Source organism: Camelimonas lactis, from assembly GCF_004342915.1.
Lineage (GTDB): Bacteria > Pseudomonadota > Alphaproteobacteria > Rhizobiales > Beijerinckiaceae > Camelimonas > Camelimonas lactis.
The window spans coordinates 1-14,938 of the sequence record NZ_SLWL01000030.1 but is presented as its reverse complement, the minus strand read 5'-3'; the positions used below and the strand labels follow the sequence as shown (position 1 = coordinate 14,938).

Below are 14,938 nucleotides of genomic sequence, written 5' to 3'. Positions count from 1 at the left end.
GGTCGCAATAGGCCGCCCGCGACAGATCCGCGTACAGCAGCGCCGCGTCGTCCTCAGACGGCGCGATGCGGCAGATGAATGCCTCGGCCTCCCCAACGTCCGCGAACGTCACGTCGCCAGCCACGCCCGCTGCAAACAGCGGGCCGCGACCGGATAACGGCGTCAGTGGATCTTGGGGAGAGCCGAGGAACGAAAGCATGGGATCACCAGCGTTCCGGCGCGGCCGCGACCAGCAAATCGAGAACGGCCGGCGCGTGGGCTCGGCGCTCGCCCCATCCTTCTGCCGTGTATCCGGCGGCCAATGCGTGCTGGCGGGCGCGGTCGGCAAGTTCGTCGGCATAGTTTTCGCCCATGTAGTGCTCGACGATGCGCCGGATCTTGGCCGCCTCGGCCTGCGTAAGCTGGAGGCTTTCGGCCTCATGCAGGACGGCGTTGTCGTATTCCCGGATCTGCGTGGCGGTGTTCGTGTGCAACATTTCTCTCCCCCAAATCAGCCGCCAGCCCCACTGGCAGCAATCAAGTCGACCGTGACTAAACGGGGGTGCGCAATTGGTCTTTCGCAGCCCCCCGGCGATCCGCCGGCCCGTGGGGCTGGCGGCGGGAGGGTGGAAACCTGACTGGAGCGAGGCTCTAACAGGCGCGCCTTATTGAGCCGTGAGGCCGTATTCGACGCGCTCCCGCCATAGACCCCACGTGGGGGAAGCATGGCCGTATGCAGACGCAAAAATAGCGCCATCAGGGGCGCTTGCACGCCTCGATCCAGTAGGGGTTTCCACGCCCCACCTGGACCTTTTGCGTCCAGGCAGATGAAGGATGCTGCGTCTCGTTTCCGGTGTCAACGGGGTCGATCTGGCATGAAATCCAAGGCCTGATTTTCAAAGGAAGGCGCGTCAGCGCCCTTTCTTGTTCTATAGTTCTTATTGTTCAAGGGCCAATTTACCAATAAATTACAATGCCTTACGCGCTTATCGGCAACGTTTTGGGCCAGATGGGCAACGTTTTGGGCCGGTCAGGCAACATATTGGGCCGGATGGGCAACGTTTTGGGCCAATGTTGCTCGTTGACAGGCAACATGGAGTTATTCACATTCGTTGCCATGGGGAAGACGACACAAGTGGCCGCCGACAGGGCGTTCGACCAAACCAAGACCGTGCTGCCGGCCGAAGTCGCGCGGGGCGTCTACATGCAGAACCCGCCAAGCCTGCGAGCTCTCAAACTCATGCACCTGATGATCGGCACCGCCGCTGGTCGCATGGCCGATGACGTGCGCCATGACGTCAGGCTGTCCGACATTCGTCGCATCGATGGGATGGCGAACCACGACCGTTCATCGCTGGTTCCGCTGTTTCAGGAGTTGCGCGCTGCGGTTCTGACCTATGACGACCCGACAGCGATGCGCGTCGTGGTCGGCGGCCTGTTGGACGAGGCCAGGATCGACTATCGGCATGAGTTGTCCGGCGACCTGCTGGTTTCTTGGTACTTCGGCCGCACGTTCCGGGAGATGGCCGACAAGTCGAACCACTGGGCGATCATCGACAGGCAGACCGTGTTCCACTTGTCGTCCAAGTATGCCGTGTTGATGTTTCAGCACTTGGCCTCGCTGGCTGGCATGGGTCGGCTCTCCAGCAAGACATTCACGATCCCAGAACTGCGCGCTCTCCTGGGCGTCACCAGTGGCAAGATGGAGCGGTTCTCCAACCTCATGCAGCGGGCCATCGCGCCGGCAGTCGCCGAGATCAATCAGATCTCGCGGCTTCATTTGGACGTGACGACAAACAAGGTAGGACGCACCGTCGCCAGCGTGACGATCAAGTGGCGCGTGAATGCCGACCGCAAGGAAGCGCGGGCCGAGCTCGAACGTCACTCCGCCGGCCGTAAGGCCCGGCGCGACGGCACCGTAGAGCATGTCGAGGTCACGCCCCAGATCGCCGCCAAAGCCGCAGGGAAGTCAGCCAAGCCGGCGGCGTTCCCCGCCGAGGGCGGCATCACGTTTAACGACCATTGGGCCGCTATCGCCCGCGAGAACGCGCCGGGCTGGGACGTGGATGTTGTCGCCGACCGCTTTCGCCAGTGGTGGCTGGGCAAGGGCCGAAAGCTCGACGCCAGGGACGTGGCGACGGCCTTTTCCGGCTTTTGCAAAAGCCTGGGCAAACATCGGTGATGGGGCGGCTTTGGCCGCCCTCTGGCTCTGTCGCCGAAAAATTTTGGCTCACATCGCGCCACTTTTTGGATCATGAGGAAGTGCTTATATTTCATATAGATAGGAGAAATCACACAACATTGTGAAGTCGTAAAAACGACTAAATCGTTGACTTTTTGGGGGGAAATGAGCGTATATAACGCGTGTGGGGCGCGATGCGCCCTGAACGAGCCGCGCAAGCGGTTTTTTTTATGTCTGAACGTCACCCGCCCAGCACCCGCTGCGCGGGTTTTTTTGCGTCTGGAGGGCCGATGTTGCTCACGACCCAGCAGGCGGCTGAGCGCCTTACGCTGTCGCCCGCCTCCCTCAAGAAATTCCGCGCGATCGGTGTGGGGCCCGCCTATTTGCGCCTCCCCAGTGGATCGATCCGATACCAGGTAGCTGACCTCGATCGTTGGCTGGCCCAATCCGCAAAAATCTCTCCCCGCCGCAAACCGACCCGCCCACGAGGCGGGTTTTTTAATGGGGGCGCAGCATGACGTTTTTGACCGTCCGCCAGGCTGCCGATCTGATCGGCGTCACCCCCGCGAGGCTCTACCAGCGTCGGGTGGCTGGAACGGGCCCTAAGTTTGTGCGCTGCCCCACAAACGGCGCACTGCGTTACCGCCGCGCCGACGTCGAGGAGTGGCTGGGAGAGCAAGCGTTTTTCAGGCTCCACAGCCCGGACCTGGTCCCGCCCAAGTCGCTCGAAAAGAAAATCGCGCGATGGACCCGAACCCGAACCCCCAAGTGAGCGCCGCCAGAAATGGCCGGCGCTTTTTTCTTTCGTGGAGGCAGCATGAACAACGTCGCGCTCTTTCCGCCTAACCGCACCCGGCAATTCCGGGCCCTCGAAGCCGATGCTTTGAAGCTGGCCGGTGGCGTCCACGGCAGCGTTTCCAGCGCCGCCCATCGCTTTGCGCAAGCTTGGCAGACCGTACCGCACCTGCGCGGGCAGCTGGTCGCCGCAGCGACCCAGCACCTGCGCGACCGCATCCAAGAGCACCGCGCCACGGTCGGTCTCGTGGCGCGTGACCAGCAGTCAGAGACCGCCAGCGTCGTCACCCTCTCACGCCCATGAAAAACGCCGCCCGGCGGACCGGAGCGGCGTGAAAGTGTTTTCCGCCATGAACTTAGCAGTAAGCCAAGCGCGGCACAAGGATCGCATCGTTGATCCAGGGATGGCGCGCGCAGAAGGCGGCAATGTCAGCATCCTGGCTGGCAACGTCGCCGTCATCACGAATAACCCGACCGACGCGCCCGGCACGGCGCAGCGCCGGTTTAATATCAACGTGGCCCGCGTCGCAGCCATTGAGGCTGTGATCACCCACCGCCACGGCGGGCCATGCGACACCGACGATTGGGCCGCATACGCGTCAGTGGCCTTCAACGCCGTCGCCTTACGTGCTGCCGGCAATGGTCGGCGTGCAACGCCCCAGGCTCTTGTTGCCTGGGCCGCTGCGTGGCTTCCGACTGCACCGACCGATTTCGTGATCGCCCTCGCAGAGAAGGTTTGCGCCAGGCCGCGCCGTATCACTGCGCGCAGGGCCGGCGAACTGGTTGGGCTCCGTGAGGTTGAGTGGCGGTCGCTTGACCTGAAAACGGTTCACCCGGTGGACGTGCTGCCAGAGGCCATCGCGGCAGAGCGCCGGGCGCGCAAGGCCGCAACAGACGCGGCACGTTACCAGCGCCAGCGATCTCTGACAGGCCGCCAGACGAGGCAGCAATACGAGGGACAGTCCATGGCAGCCGAAGCCAAGCGCGAAGGCGTTAGCCGGCAGGCGCTTTACGCCCGCCGGAAGCGTGCGGAACGCGAAGTTGACAGGTCTTTCGCCCGTAACAGTAAGGAAGTCTCTATTAGTGGCGAAACACCTGTAAACCTCGCGCCGTCGTCACGACCATTGCTGTCAGACGACACGCGCCGCGCCGCGATGGCGCGGCTGTGCGATGCGGCAATCGCAGCATTTTCCAATCCACCGGCTCGCTCAGCGCCGCCCATGAAGGCGGCGCGATGACGACGCCTGTCCTGCATCCATTGGCGACCTCAATCGCCGGCAGACTTCTCTCGATCGCAGGCCGCCCCGGCGCGGTCCAGGCCGTTAGTGCCGCGCTTACACGCCTCGGCCCGTTCGCCGGTGACGACGCCATCCTCCAACTCGCAATTCGTATCCTCGAAAGGAACGACCGATGACCATCACCAGCACCTACACCCTCACCCGCCCCATCACGCTCCCCAACGGCGCGATCCTGGGCAAGGTCGAGATCAGGCCCATGAAGGCAGCTGACCTTATGAAAATCGGCGACGACATCCGTGTGGTGACCTCGCATTTCATGGAGGCGGCAGAGGCGACCAAGTTGGGCAAGCTCCCGAACATCGCGGGAAGCGCCGAGTACGCTGCGATGCTGTCAATCATCCGGGGCATGACATCGCTGGGCGACGACGCCGGCGAGGTGTCGGCGGACGACATCGACGGCCTGGTGGCCGCCGTCTTGTTCACCGATGAGGCTGCGCCGGGGGAGTCGTGAGGGCGTGGGGCGCTGCCGAATGGCGGCGCTATGCGGTGTTTGCGGCTACGCAAACCGGCACGCCCCTGTCCTTTTTTCTCGCTCTGTCGCCGGTGGATTTTCTCGACTGGCTGGCGACAGCGGCTGACGCCGTGAGGGTCCGCAATGGCAGATAAAACCACCACACTCCATCTCCGGATGACGGATGGGCTCTCTGCGGCGGCCCTCAAGGCCGCCCGCTCAATGCACGGCGTGAGCCAAGCAGCTGATAAACTGGCGAACAAGCGCCTGCGGGTCGGCGGCCTTGACCAGGTGGCGGCGCAGGCACGCCGCGTCAACCTCACCATGCTCAGTATGGAGCGCGATCTCGAGCGCGCCGTCCAGCGGCGCGTCACTGCCCTCCAGCGTGCAGAGAAAGCGCGGCAAGCTGAGGCGGCAGCCGCCGCCCGCGCTGCTGAAGCGGAACGCCGGCACAACTCATTCCGCGCCCGTGCAGGGCGGTTTGCCGCGGGCGCCGGTGCTGTCGGAGCCGGCGCTGTCGCTGCCGGCCATGTGGTTGCGCCACGGGTTCAGAAGGCCGTCAGCTACGATCTTCGGAAAGCGCGGCTTGCGACCACGATGGCAGGCGACGGCACCGTCGGCGACATGCAGAAAGCTCATGCGCAGATCGGCGATGCCGTGTATCGGGCGGTCCGCGAGGGAGGCGGCTCCCGGGATGAGGCCCTCGCCGGCCTGGACGCCCTCGTGTCGAGCGGAAAGTTTGAAGGCAGGGCAGCATTGGACGCCCTACCTTCGATCGTCAAAACAGCCTGGGCCACCGGCGCCGAGCCTGAGCACATCGCAAAATCGGCGGCAGCTATGATCGAAGCCGGCGTCGCCGCCAAGGATCTGCAACGCGGCTTCGACATGATGTTGAAAGGGGGGCGGGTCGGCGCGTTTGAGCTGCCGGACATGGCCCGTTGGATGCCTCAGCAACTTGCCCTGGCGAAAACCGTAGGTCTGAGCGGCCTTGATGCTGTCCGGCAGATTGTCGCCGCTAACGAAGTAGCCAGGGCCACGGCCGGCACATCAGATGAGACCGGCAACAACGTCGTCAACCTCCTGCAAAAGCTGACCTCACGCGAACTAAAGGACACCATGGCGAAGACGGTCGATCCCAAGGCGGGTGACCCAACGACGCCTGGCAAGGTCAAGGGGAAAGGCGCGAAGGCCCGCCGCGCGCCCGCGACGTTCGACTGGTCGAAGTTCATGGTTCAGCGCCAGCTTCAGGGCGTGAACCCTCTCGACGCATTTGCCGAAGTGCTGGACCGCCAGATGCAGTCCAGCGATGATTACAAGGCCCTCACCGCGAAGCTGGCGACGACGAAAGACGAGGACGAGCGCAAGCAGCTCATCGCCAGTGCGGCAAAGATCGCGGAAGGCTCCGAGATCGGCAAAATCCTCGCTGACCGCCAGGCTCTGATGGCGGCGCTTGCCTTGCGCTACGGCGCGAAGCTGCGGGAGGAAATCCTCGGGCAACTCGACAAGTCGTCTGGCGATACCGAACGCACGTCGCAGTTCATCCGGGGCACGACGGGATCGCAGGTCCAGGACGCTGCCAACGCGCTCGACAGGGCAAATGAACAGAGCGTTGGCGCCATCTCTGGCCCCATGGGCGTGCTGGCGCAGCGTGTCAGCGAAGCGGCCGACGCATTCCCGAAGCTCACTTCAGCGATTTATGGGATCACGACGCTCGGGACGGGATTAGCCGCTGGCGGCGCCGGCGCGGCGCTATGGTTCAAGCTATTCGGTGGCGGCGCGGCTGGCGCAGCGGGAACCGGTGGAGCGGCGGCCCCGGCAGCGGGCGGAGCTACCGGCGGCGCGGCAGCCGCGACGGGCGCTCGATCATTCCTACGCAGCGGCCTGCGCGGCGGCCTACTCGGCGGCGCCATCTACGGCGCCGGAACCGCTGCGCTGGACTATGGCTTCGGGATGTTCCCGGGGAATTACCCGGTCGGATATGATCCGGCGAAAGAGAAGAACCTCGGTATCCTCGACCGGCTGGATCGGATCATCAACGGCTACAAAAAGATGCCTGCGCAGGACCCGAAGGCAGCGGCGGAGGCTGCATATAGCCGCTCGCGGATCGAAGAAACGTTCGGCGTCGAGGAAAACCGGACCGATCCGCGCCTCGGCGCAACCGCCCCGATGCCGCCGTCGCGTCCTGGTGGCGCGTCTGCGCCGCTGCCGCCGGTGCGCCCGCCGGACCTAAAGGGCGATGACAGTGCTGCCGCCCAAGCTGGCAATCGCATGGCGGATGCCTTCGGCGACGCCCTGAAGGCTGGCCTGGCCCGCGCGCAGGCCGAGGCACAGGCACAGGTCCAAGCATGGGCGTCCAGCCTCACCGCGAATGTCTCGATCCGCGTCACACCTCGCGTGGACGGCGCGCAGTTGCGCGCGAACCACGCCGACTCCGGAGTTTACTAATGGTCGACCGCACAGACTGCTCCGTTTCAATCGACGGGCGCGACATCACCAGCGCCCTGCTCCCGCGCCTTATCAACCTGTCTGTCACGGATAAGGCCGGCTCATCGAGCGACACGGTGTCGATCGAACTGGACGACCGCGACGGCGAGATCATGTTCCCGCCAACGGGGGCCAAGATCGAGGTGCGGCTGGGCGGCGCGCCTGTGTTCCGTGGCGTGGTCGACGAGGTTCGGTCATCCGGCTCGCGCAACGCCGGGATGGTGATGACGATCACCGGGAAAGGCGTCGACACCAAAGGCAAGGCCAAGGCCCCGCGTCAGCGGCACTGGGACGACAAAGACCTCAAATCGGTGATGCAGGAGGCAGCGAAGGACGCTGGCATTGACGACGTACAGGTCGACGACAGCCTGGGCCAGATCAAGCGCGCTTACTGGGCGATGCAAGGCGAGAGTTTCATCGCATTTGGGGAGCGCTTGGCGCGCGAGAACGGCGGCACGTTCAAGGTGAGCCAAGGCAAGGCGATCCTTGCAAAGCGCAACGGGGGCAAGAGCGCGTCTGGCAAGGACCTGCCCACCGTGCGCGCCGCGCGCGGCGACAACCTTCTGTCGTGGGAGATCACGCCGGACATGGGCCGACCGCGCTGGAAGGAGACCAAGGCGCGCTGGTACGATCCTAAGACCGCGACGTGGCGTCAGGTCGAGATCGACATTCCAGATGATGACGCTGAGGCCGATTTCTCAGCACGCTACCCGGCATCGGACGGTGGCGAGGCCAAGGCCGGCGCAGAGAGCCGAAAGGACACCGCAGAGCGCGAGAAGGGCGGTGGATCGATCAGCATCAATGGCAGCGCTGAGCCGCAGCCAGAGGCGCTGGTGACGCTCTCAGGCGCGCGCCCTGGCGTGGACGGGACCTATCGCATCGAGTCCGTCGCCCATGAGTTCAGCCGTGGCAGTGGATGGGTTACGCGGCTCGAAGTGAAACAGCCGCAAGGCGAGGCTGGGAAGGATGGGAGGTCAACGACAGATGCGGGCCGATGACGCTTGGCCGCCGCCGGCCTCGGAGATCGACTTAAACGATGGCAGTTGGCTGACGATCGAGCAAGCCGCAGGCTATGCGCGGCAGACACCGGACAACATTCGCGCTTCTGTCAGAAGATTGCCCATTGCTATAAAGGTGTTGGGCAGGATATGGGTAAAGAAAGACCGGTTGATCGGCGGAACGGTTACTAATTCCCCCCAGAAATAACCAATTTCGTCAACTGCAATTATGCGAGCCCTTCTGAGATGATCTTCAAAGATCATTTCAGGAGGGCTTTTTGTGGCCGACATCACATTTGTAAGCCCAGAGGCGACGAAAACAGGCGATCGCGTTGAGCGTGGCTGGATCGCCGCGACGCCGGCGGAAAAGCCATGGCCGGATCATCCCTTGCCGGCCAAGTCGCGCGCCAAACTGGAGCGCGCGAAGTCTGAACTCGAAGCCGCGCGTACCGCATATTTTTCCGCGCAGGAGCGCATGCGTGACGCGGATCGCCGGGAGGCCATCGTCAGGCACACACAAGCGAACCGCCACAACGCGGTCGGCGTCACCCCCCAGGGGCGCGTCGAGCTTGATCGAGTAGCCGTTGAACGAAACTTTACCCGCGACGCCATTGAGCGCGCGGAAGCGCAAATGCGCGGCTACGCTTTTGTCCATGCGGTTGAACGCTGGATCGCTGACGCACTTCACCTATCGACCTTGGCGCGCCACATCGATCTTCCACCCGTCAGGTCTAAGGATTTCAGACGGGACGTCGCTTCTGTGCGCGCCGAAATTGCTGCCCTGGCCGACGAATGGGAGGCCGCGGAGAACGCGCCCGTTCCGGCACATCAACTGCGGACGGATGCCGTCGCCGAAATTGAGCGCGTAGCGGCGTCCGGCGCATTGTCCATCAGCAAAACCAGCCGCGATGGCGCGCCACTGGGATTGTCCAAACGCCTCGCCACCTGGAAGGTCGGCGACACCATCGCCGGCGACGCTGGCGCGAGCCTTTTTACGTGGATCTTGCGCGATCAGTTGGTCGCCCGCGTCGATGACATTGTGCGCGGCTTGGACCTGACCGGCGCGATGACCGACCGTGAGCGGGCCCAGGAGTTCGAGCGCATCGCGCGTGAGAAATTGGCCGCCGAGCGCCGGGAAGAAGCGCTGATCGTTGCTGCCGAGGCCGATGGCCTGCACATCCCGCGCCGCGCCGATATCGACCCCCGTGCTTTCCTCGAAATCGACGCCTGACCGAGTTGCGCCGGACGCTTCTCCCTCTGCCCTGTTCGGCGTCCGGCGCGCCATGGGGAACAGGGCTGGCAAGGCTGGGGCGGGGCGTCCACGCCCTGCCCCATATCCGGAGGCCGCATGGCTCTCATTGACATTCTGACGGCGGACGCCTGGGCGATCACCCAAGAAGGTCTTGCCAAAATCATCGCCATTGCCGAGCGCCGCAACGAGGCGACGCCAGAGGCGCTGGAGGCGTACCGGGCGTACCACGTTCCCCAATCTGAGCGCCTTGAGATGCGCGACGGCGTGGCGATCGTTCACGCGACCGGCCCCCTGTTCCGTTACGCCAACCTGTTCACCGCGATCAGCGGCGCGACGTCGTATGATGTGATGCGGACTGACTTTCAGGTCGCGCTCGACGACCCAGACGCCAAGGCGATCCTGCTGTCATTCGATACGCCAGGCGGCCACGTCAACGGCGTCAACGAGATGGCAAAGGCCATCCGCGACGCGCGCGGCGTCAAGCCTGTGGTTGCCTATGTTGGCGGGATGGCAGCATCCGCCGGGTACTGGCTCGCCAGTCAGGCCGACCGCATCGTCATCGACGAGACGGCGATCCTCGGCTCCATCGGCGTCCGGGCCGCATTCCCGGCGCAGGGCGACGATGCCAGCGTCGAGTTCATTTCAAGCCAATCACCGGGCAAGCGGCTCGACGTCACGTCGGATGCTGGCCGCGCCCGCATTCAATCCCGCGTGGACGCCTTGGCCGACGTGTTCGTCGAGGCTGTAGCAGCTGGCCGGGGCGTGTCGGCCCAGCATGTCATCCAGCGCTTCGGAGCCGGTGACGTCCTGGTCGGCAAGGCGGCTGTCGCCGCCGGCATGGCCGACGAAATCGGCACCTTTGAGGGCGTGATCGCGAGCCTCAGCCCTGCCGATAATCCAGTTGCTGCGCGGCAAGAAGCCGCCGACCGCCCCCTATTGTTCGACCGCGCAGCGCCAAGAGCAAAAGCCGCGCTCCCCCCAATCGATGCCGCCGACGCAGCCTGGCTGTCGATGACGACCCAGGGCGTCGAGGCGACCATCCGCGCCGCTCACACGCGAGCACAGGCGCCAACCTACGGAGCTTCCCCCGTGACCAGTAACGCGACGCCATACGTGCCGGGCCATCTGACCAATGCACAGGCCGACGAGATTTGGGCCAAGGCCCTCGCCCAGACCACGGAGCGCCTCGACGGCATTGACCAGCCGACCGCCCCACATGCCGCCCCGCCCCAGCCTGTCCAAGCCCCAGCATCGGGCAACGCTCTTGTGCTGGCTGTCGGCGGGCACGAGCCGCCGAAGGCCGAAGACCAAGTTGATGCAACCTGGAAGGCGGCAATCGCCGAAACGAACGCAAGGCGGGGGTTCTGACATGACGATCAACACGGAAGCCAGGCGCATCGCCGAGGGCCACGAACGCGAGAACGACCTCGAATTCTTGGCCGCCGTCTCCCTGGGCTGCTTCCCATGCGGCGTCGAATACCCCGATGACGTGATCCTGTTCGCAGAGACCTACATGGCTCAGCCATCCGCCGAGCGCTCCCGCTTCGGCAACGCCGAAAAGGTCGCCCTTGCCGCGGTTAACGCCGCCCGCGCCCAGCGTGACGTGGCGCGGCAGGCCGCCGATCGCCAGCGCCAGGTGGACGAGCTCGCCGAGGCGAAGTTCGCGGCGAAGCTGCTAGCTGCGCTGAAGGTCGAGCACGATGACCTGTGGCAGTCGGCGCAGGACGAGGCCGATGAGGCCGTCCAGGCATGATCGCCGCCGGCCTGGCGCTTGGCGTGTTCGCCTGGCAAACATCGCTGGGCGTCCGCCTTGGCTTCCCCCACGCCGCCGTCTTTGCCGCCATTTGCTTTTTCGTGGTCGGGATGGCGGCGCTCTTTCTTCCGTGAGGTGATCAATGGCTGAGGCGACAGTCACGCTGGCCGGCGGAAACGCGATCCGCCAGATGGCAGACAAACTGAGGCGGATCGGGGAGCGCGAAGCCCGCGAGGCTGCGTCACGCGCCGTCAATCGTGGTGGGGACATGGCGAAAACCGCCATGACGCGGGAACTGGTCCGCGCCACCGGCATCAACTACCAGAAGGTCAAGACGGTGATGACGACCCGGCGCTCCCTGCCGGCCACGCTGTCGTACACGGTCGAGGGGCGCGGCAACGAAACGAACGTCGGCCTGTTCAAGGCACGGCAGGTCAAGCGGGGCGCGTCAGCGGCCCCGTGGAACAAGCGCAAGATTTTCAGGAAGTCGTTCATCGTGCCCGCTTTCGGCGGCAAGGTGTACGTGCGCAGGGGAGCGGAACGCTTCCCGCTCAAGGGCCTATTCGGGCCCAACATCGCCCGCGAGATGCGCAAGGGCGAACCGCTGAACGCTTGGGATCGAACCGCGCAGAACGTCACCGAGCGGCGTCTGCTTCACGAACTTGGCCGACTGTTCAAGTGATCGCCGTAGGGCCGCGCACAGCGGCTCTTTTTCTTGGCCGCATCGCGCTACCGGCCATCGCCGCAATGCCGCTCCTGCGCCTTCTCTGGCCCTCCTAGACCCCACCCACGTAGGGACCGTACCCCTAGCCCCTAGGGAGCGCCGACGCCGCCGCCCGAGGTTTGCGCATATTTCGGTTTTTTGACTTCGCCGTGCCATTCCACTTTGGGAGGGAGAAACCTTTGCAACGCAACAAATCTGACGCAGCGGAACGGTCCCTGCTGACGGCCGAAGTGGCGGCCCGGCTCGTGGGCGTGTCGCCTAGGATGATCCGAAAGCTGGCCGACTCCGGTCACATCCAGCGCGCAGGGCGTGGCAAATATCCGTTCGTGTCCGTCACGCAGGGCTACATCAGGTATCTGGAAGAACGCCGCGCCGCTGCGGTGGCGCGAGCCGGCCCGGAGAACGCCCTAGCGGCCGCGAAGGCTCGTGAGGTCGAGCTCCGCACCGCCCGCGACGAGGGCCGCCTTGTCGACATGGAAGATGTCGAGGCGGTTGTGGCCCGGATCCGGAAAACCATCGCCAGTGAGTTCGCCGGCATATTCGCCAATCTGCCCCTCGATATACGAGTTCGCGCAGAGGCAGGCGTCGCTGGGGCGCTCTCCAGGCTCGACCGAGGGACAAGCCGCGCTATCGCCGACCTGAAGGCGGGGCGTGATCCTCTTGCGGACGCATCCCCCGACATTGACTGACCACAACGCCCCGGCCTCACCGCCGGGGCTTTTTTCCGTTTCTGGACCAGAATTTGGAGCCAAGCGCAGCGCTTGCTTCCGCATCTGACCGCCTATTTTCCTGCCATTAACCGTTCCGGGCGCATCGTTACGGCGCACCGCAACGGGAGTAACGCGTCGTGTTCACCATGGGGCAGGCGGCCAAAGAGGTCGGCACATCAAAGACCAGCATTCACCGCGCAATCAAAAGCGGGAAGCTGTCTGCGTCGCGGAACGATGACGGCACGCTCTCGATCGACCCTGCCGAACTATTCAGAGCCTACCCCCGTGCCAGGCCGTCACGGAACGGCAACGGTACGATGGAACAAACCGTACCGGCCAATGAAACGGTCGTGACGGCGCCCGACCCTGCTGTAACGGCACGGCTGGCCGCCCTGGAGCGCGAAGTCGCGTTGCAGGCCGAGCGCATTGCTGAACTTAAAGAACAACGGGACGCCTGGCAGGAGCAGGCCCAGCAGGCCCAGCGACTGCTCACCGCAACCGCACCGCCGGCAGCGGAGCGCCGGAGCTGGCTGGCGCGGTTGCTGGGGTAGGGCCAAGCTCGACCCCCGGCAACAACTCCGCCTCCATGGCTGAGATCGCGGAGAACCTCCACCGCCGCGAGATCGGAGAGATCGAGCGCGCGGAGATGGTCGCGAAGTGGGTTGAGCTTGTCACGTCGAAGGCTGACCAAAAACCCCGGCAAGTTGCCGATGTTTCAACGCTGAAGGCCGTCGGCGGGAGAGGGAAGAAAGGCGGATACATGCAGGCCGCCAGAGACCTCGGGATGGAAGAAACTGCCGTCCGCCGCGCCGTCAAAGTCGCCAAGACTTCTCTACGTGGGTCAAGGCGCGAATTGAACAGTATAAATTCTTGGAAAATCAAGATTTTGTAGTTTTCACCAAATCTGGGGAAAACCCCTTGGGCGGTCGCCCGGCCAAGGAATACCACCTGTCGATCGACATGGCCAAAGAGCTTGCCATGGTTGAGCGGAACTACGCGATCCGCCAATTGATCGACCGAAACCGCGACGAGCTTGAGGGTTACGGACCCCTTGCGTCGCAAGTTACGACGCAACTCCGCACCAATGGCGCAACCCACTACGTTGACACCTACTACCTGAACGAAGAGCAAGCCCTGCTTCTGTGCATGTTGAGCCCCACCCCAGCTGAACGCCTCCCACTGGCCGCTGTGAGCGGCCTTTTCTTTTGGCTATGGCCTCCCTGGCCTAGAAGGGCGCACTTATGGGTTTCTGCGAAACCCGTGCTCAGATGTCCGACCGCAGCGACCTGAAGGCAGCGCCGACCGGCGCGCCATTGGCGCCGAGATTGCGGAATTTGAAGGTGACGCGCCTGCCGATGATGGCGTCACGGTCGGCCCACATCGCGGCGCGGACGGCGCGGGACATGCCTGCGCTCAGGCCGAACTCCAGGCCGCGCCAGACAACGCGCAACGCGCCCAGCGTGCCGGCAGGAACCTTGCAGGACTTGGATTTTGACCGCTTCGCGTAACCCAGGGCGTCACGCTCTGCCGCGGTCGCGGCGCGCATCTGTTCGACCACGCCGACGATCGTTGCCTCGTCATCACGCCAGCGCTTCACCTTGAGCAGGCCGCCCTCGGCAACCCTGCTGCGCCCGCGCTTATACGGGGCCGCCGGAGCGCGCAGGATGATGCCTTCCCAGCCCTCTCCAACGTGACGCGCCTCGAACGCCTCCAGCGCGGCCAGCGAGGCGATTTCAGCCGTATCCACGCGCCGCATCGCCGGATGATCCGCCAGCGTCGCCATGCGCGCCTGGTAAGGCTCGCTGGCGATCTCAGGTGCCATATGGTCGAACACATGGAGCATGAACTCCGGCGCGCCATCCTTCGACATGACCTTGCTGTCGACCACGTTCAACGGATCCGGGCGCCCGTCCGTGTACGTGACAAGCTCGCCGTCAGCGAACTCTGGCGCATCGGCCAGAGCGGCCCTGATGTGGTCATTCGGGATCGGGTGCAGGCTGCGCGTCACCGGACCTAGGCCGGGCACGATCATGCAGCGGATGCCGTCGTGCTTGGGCTGGGCCAGCACCGGGAATTCGACGCGATCCAGCCTGGCGTTCGCCGCCAACATTGGCCGCAGGTTTTCCGGGGCGCGCGGATCGTACTCGATGACCTCGCAACGCGTGAATATCTCGCCGAAGCAATCACTCAGGCTGAGCGTGAGCCGGGTCCTGTCCAGGTCGCAATAGGCCGCCCGCGACAGATCCGCGTACAGCAGCGCCGCGTCGTCCTCAGACGGCGCGATGCGGCAGATGAATGCCTCGGCCTCCCCA

General features: G+C 64.5%; 20 protein-coding genes. 17 read left to right on the top strand and 3 right to left on the bottom strand.

Annotated features, from left to right (window positions below):
• Positions 1–199: hypothetical protein (locus tag EV666_RS17470; RefSeq protein WP_132010839.1), on the bottom strand; the 199-nt coding region annotated here is incomplete at its 3' end.
• A gap of 4 nt (positions 200–203) precedes the next feature.
• Positions 204–476: a hypothetical protein gene (locus EV666_RS17465; RefSeq protein ID WP_132010837.1), complete on the bottom strand. Its 273-nt coding sequence runs from the start codon at positions 474–476 to the stop codon at positions 204–206.
• Positions 477–952: 476 nt separating this feature from the next.
• Between EV666_RS17465 and EV666_RS17460 the strand changes: the two genes are divergently transcribed.
• The 17 genes from EV666_RS17460 to EV666_RS18840 all read left to right on the top strand — a co-directional run bounded on the left by EV666_RS17460 (position 953) and on the right by EV666_RS18840 (position 13,916).
• Entirely contained in the window at positions 953–2,161 is a 1,209-nt protein-coding gene (locus EV666_RS17460; protein ID WP_207906449.1) for a replication initiation protein, read from the top strand.
• Between the two features lie 194 nt (positions 2,162–2,355).
• The gene (locus tag EV666_RS18920) at positions 2,356–2,679 is read left to right on the top strand and encodes a helix-turn-helix domain-containing protein (RefSeq protein ID WP_132010835.1); all 324 of its coding nucleotides are present in this window, start codon (positions 2,356–2,358) and stop codon (positions 2,677–2,679) included.
• Complete coding sequence (locus EV666_RS17450) at positions 2,676–2,933, top strand: helix-turn-helix transcriptional regulator (RefSeq protein ID WP_132010833.1); 258 nt, start codon at positions 2,676–2,678, stop codon at positions 2,931–2,933. The genes EV666_RS18920 and EV666_RS17450 overlap by 4 nt, the downstream gene beginning before the upstream one ends.
• Before the next feature lie 45 nt (positions 2,934–2,978).
• Entirely contained in the window at positions 2,979–3,260 is a 282-nt protein-coding gene (locus EV666_RS17445; protein ID WP_132010831.1) for a hypothetical protein, read from the top strand.
• Positions 3,261–3,288: 28 nt separating this feature from the next.
• Positions 3,289–4,194: a hypothetical protein gene (locus EV666_RS17440; protein WP_132010829.1), complete on the top strand. Its 906-nt coding sequence runs from the start codon at positions 3,289–3,291 to the stop codon at positions 4,192–4,194.
• Between the two features lie 172 nt (positions 4,195–4,366).
• Positions 4,367–4,705, top strand: a complete 339-nt coding sequence (locus tag EV666_RS17435) for a hypothetical protein (RefSeq protein ID WP_132010827.1) — start codon at positions 4,367–4,369, stop codon at positions 4,703–4,705.
• Positions 4,706–4,849: 144 nt separating this feature from the next.
• The gene (locus tag EV666_RS17430) at positions 4,850–7,150 is read left to right on the top strand and encodes a phage tail tape measure protein (protein WP_132010825.1); all 2,301 of its coding nucleotides are present in this window, start codon (positions 4,850–4,852) and stop codon (positions 7,148–7,150) included.
• Positions 7,150–8,187, top strand: coding sequence for a phage late control D family protein (locus EV666_RS17425; protein ID WP_165910071.1), 1,038 nt, complete (start codon positions 7,150–7,152; stop codon positions 8,185–8,187). The genes EV666_RS17430 and EV666_RS17425 overlap by 1 nt, the downstream gene beginning before the upstream one ends.
• A 280-nt stretch (positions 8,188–8,467) precedes the next feature.
• The gene (locus EV666_RS17420) at positions 8,468–9,418 is read left to right on the top strand and encodes a hypothetical protein (RefSeq protein WP_132010821.1); all 951 of its coding nucleotides are present in this window, start codon (positions 8,468–8,470) and stop codon (positions 9,416–9,418) included.
• A gap of 117 nt (positions 9,419–9,535) precedes the next feature.
• A complete protein-coding gene (locus EV666_RS17415; RefSeq protein ID WP_132010819.1) occupies positions 9,536–10,807 on the top strand; it encodes a S49 family peptidase in 1,272 nt (423 codons plus the stop codon).
• A 1-nt stretch (position 10,808) separates the two neighbouring features.
• Complete coding sequence (locus EV666_RS17410) at positions 10,809–11,192, top strand: hypothetical protein (RefSeq protein ID WP_132010817.1); 384 nt, start codon at positions 10,809–10,811, stop codon at positions 11,190–11,192.
• On the top strand, positions 11,189–11,326 hold the full coding sequence (locus EV666_RS18355; RefSeq protein ID WP_165910070.1) for a hypothetical protein: 138 nt from the start codon (positions 11,189–11,191) through the stop codon (positions 11,324–11,326). The genes EV666_RS17410 and EV666_RS18355 overlap by 4 nt, the downstream gene beginning before the upstream one ends.
• Positions 11,327–11,334: 8 nt before the next feature.
• Positions 11,335–11,874 (top strand): phage tail protein, encoded by a 540-nt coding sequence (locus tag EV666_RS17405; RefSeq protein WP_132010815.1) that lies wholly within the window; start codon positions 11,335–11,337, stop codon positions 11,872–11,874.
• A gap of 221 nt (positions 11,875–12,095) precedes the next feature.
• Positions 12,096–12,605: a type IV toxin-antitoxin system AbiEi family antitoxin domain-containing protein gene (locus EV666_RS17400; RefSeq protein WP_132010813.1), complete on the top strand. Its 510-nt coding sequence runs from the start codon at positions 12,096–12,098 to the stop codon at positions 12,603–12,605.
• 158 nt (positions 12,606–12,763) lie between these two features.
• Entirely contained in the window at positions 12,764–13,177 is a 414-nt protein-coding gene (locus tag EV666_RS17395; RefSeq protein WP_132010811.1) for a hypothetical protein, read from the top strand.
• Positions 13,178–13,212: 35 nt separating this feature from the next.
• Positions 13,213–13,518: a hypothetical protein gene (locus EV666_RS18720; protein ID WP_245514508.1), complete on the top strand. Its 306-nt coding sequence runs from the start codon at positions 13,213–13,215 to the stop codon at positions 13,516–13,518.
• Positions 13,497–13,916: an antA/AntB antirepressor family protein gene (locus tag EV666_RS18840; protein WP_342635672.1), complete on the top strand. Its 420-nt coding sequence runs from the start codon at positions 13,497–13,499 to the stop codon at positions 13,914–13,916. The genes EV666_RS18720 and EV666_RS18840 overlap by 22 nt, the downstream gene beginning before the upstream one ends.
• Here EV666_RS18840 and EV666_RS17385 read toward each other — a convergent pair.
• Positions 13,891–14,938, bottom strand: a 1,048-nt coding sequence (locus tag EV666_RS17385) for an ATP-dependent DNA ligase (protein ID WP_132010809.1), incomplete at its 5' end; no start/stop codon positions are given. The genes EV666_RS18840 and EV666_RS17385 overlap by 26 nt on opposite strands.

Coding starts and splice junctions, on each gene's coding strand:
- EV666_RS17465 (WP_132010837.1), bottom strand. CDS start 476: ATGTTGCACACGAACACCGCCACGCAGATCCGGGAATACGACAACGCC.
- EV666_RS17460 (WP_207906449.1), top strand. CDS start 953: ATGCCTTACGCGCTTATCGGCAACGTTTTGGGCCAGATGGGCAACGTT.
- EV666_RS18920 (WP_132010835.1), top strand. CDS start 2,356: ATGCGCCCTGAACGAGCCGCGCAAGCGGTTTTTTTTATGTCTGAACGT.
- EV666_RS17450 (WP_132010833.1), top strand. CDS start 2,676: ATGACGTTTTTGACCGTCCGCCAGGCTGCCGATCTGATCGGCGTCACC.
- EV666_RS17445 (WP_132010831.1), top strand. CDS start 2,979: ATGAACAACGTCGCGCTCTTTCCGCCTAACCGCACCCGGCAATTCCGG.
- EV666_RS17435 (WP_132010827.1), top strand. CDS start 4,367: ATGACCATCACCAGCACCTACACCCTCACCCGCCCCATCACGCTCCCC.
- EV666_RS17430 (WP_132010825.1), top strand. CDS start 4,850: ATGGCAGATAAAACCACCACACTCCATCTCCGGATGACGGATGGGCTC.
- EV666_RS17425 (WP_165910071.1), top strand. CDS start 7,150: ATGGTCGACCGCACAGACTGCTCCGTTTCAATCGACGGGCGCGACATC.
- EV666_RS17415 (WP_132010819.1), top strand. CDS start 9,536: ATGGCTCTCATTGACATTCTGACGGCGGACGCCTGGGCGATCACCCAA.
- EV666_RS17410 (WP_132010817.1), top strand. CDS start 10,809: ATGACGATCAACACGGAAGCCAGGCGCATCGCCGAGGGCCACGAACGC.
- EV666_RS18355 (WP_165910070.1), top strand. CDS start 11,189: ATGATCGCCGCCGGCCTGGCGCTTGGCGTGTTCGCCTGGCAAACATCG.
- EV666_RS17405 (WP_132010815.1), top strand. CDS start 11,335: ATGGCTGAGGCGACAGTCACGCTGGCCGGCGGAAACGCGATCCGCCAG.
- EV666_RS18720 (WP_245514508.1), top strand. CDS start 13,213: ATGGCTGAGATCGCGGAGAACCTCCACCGCCGCGAGATCGGAGAGATC.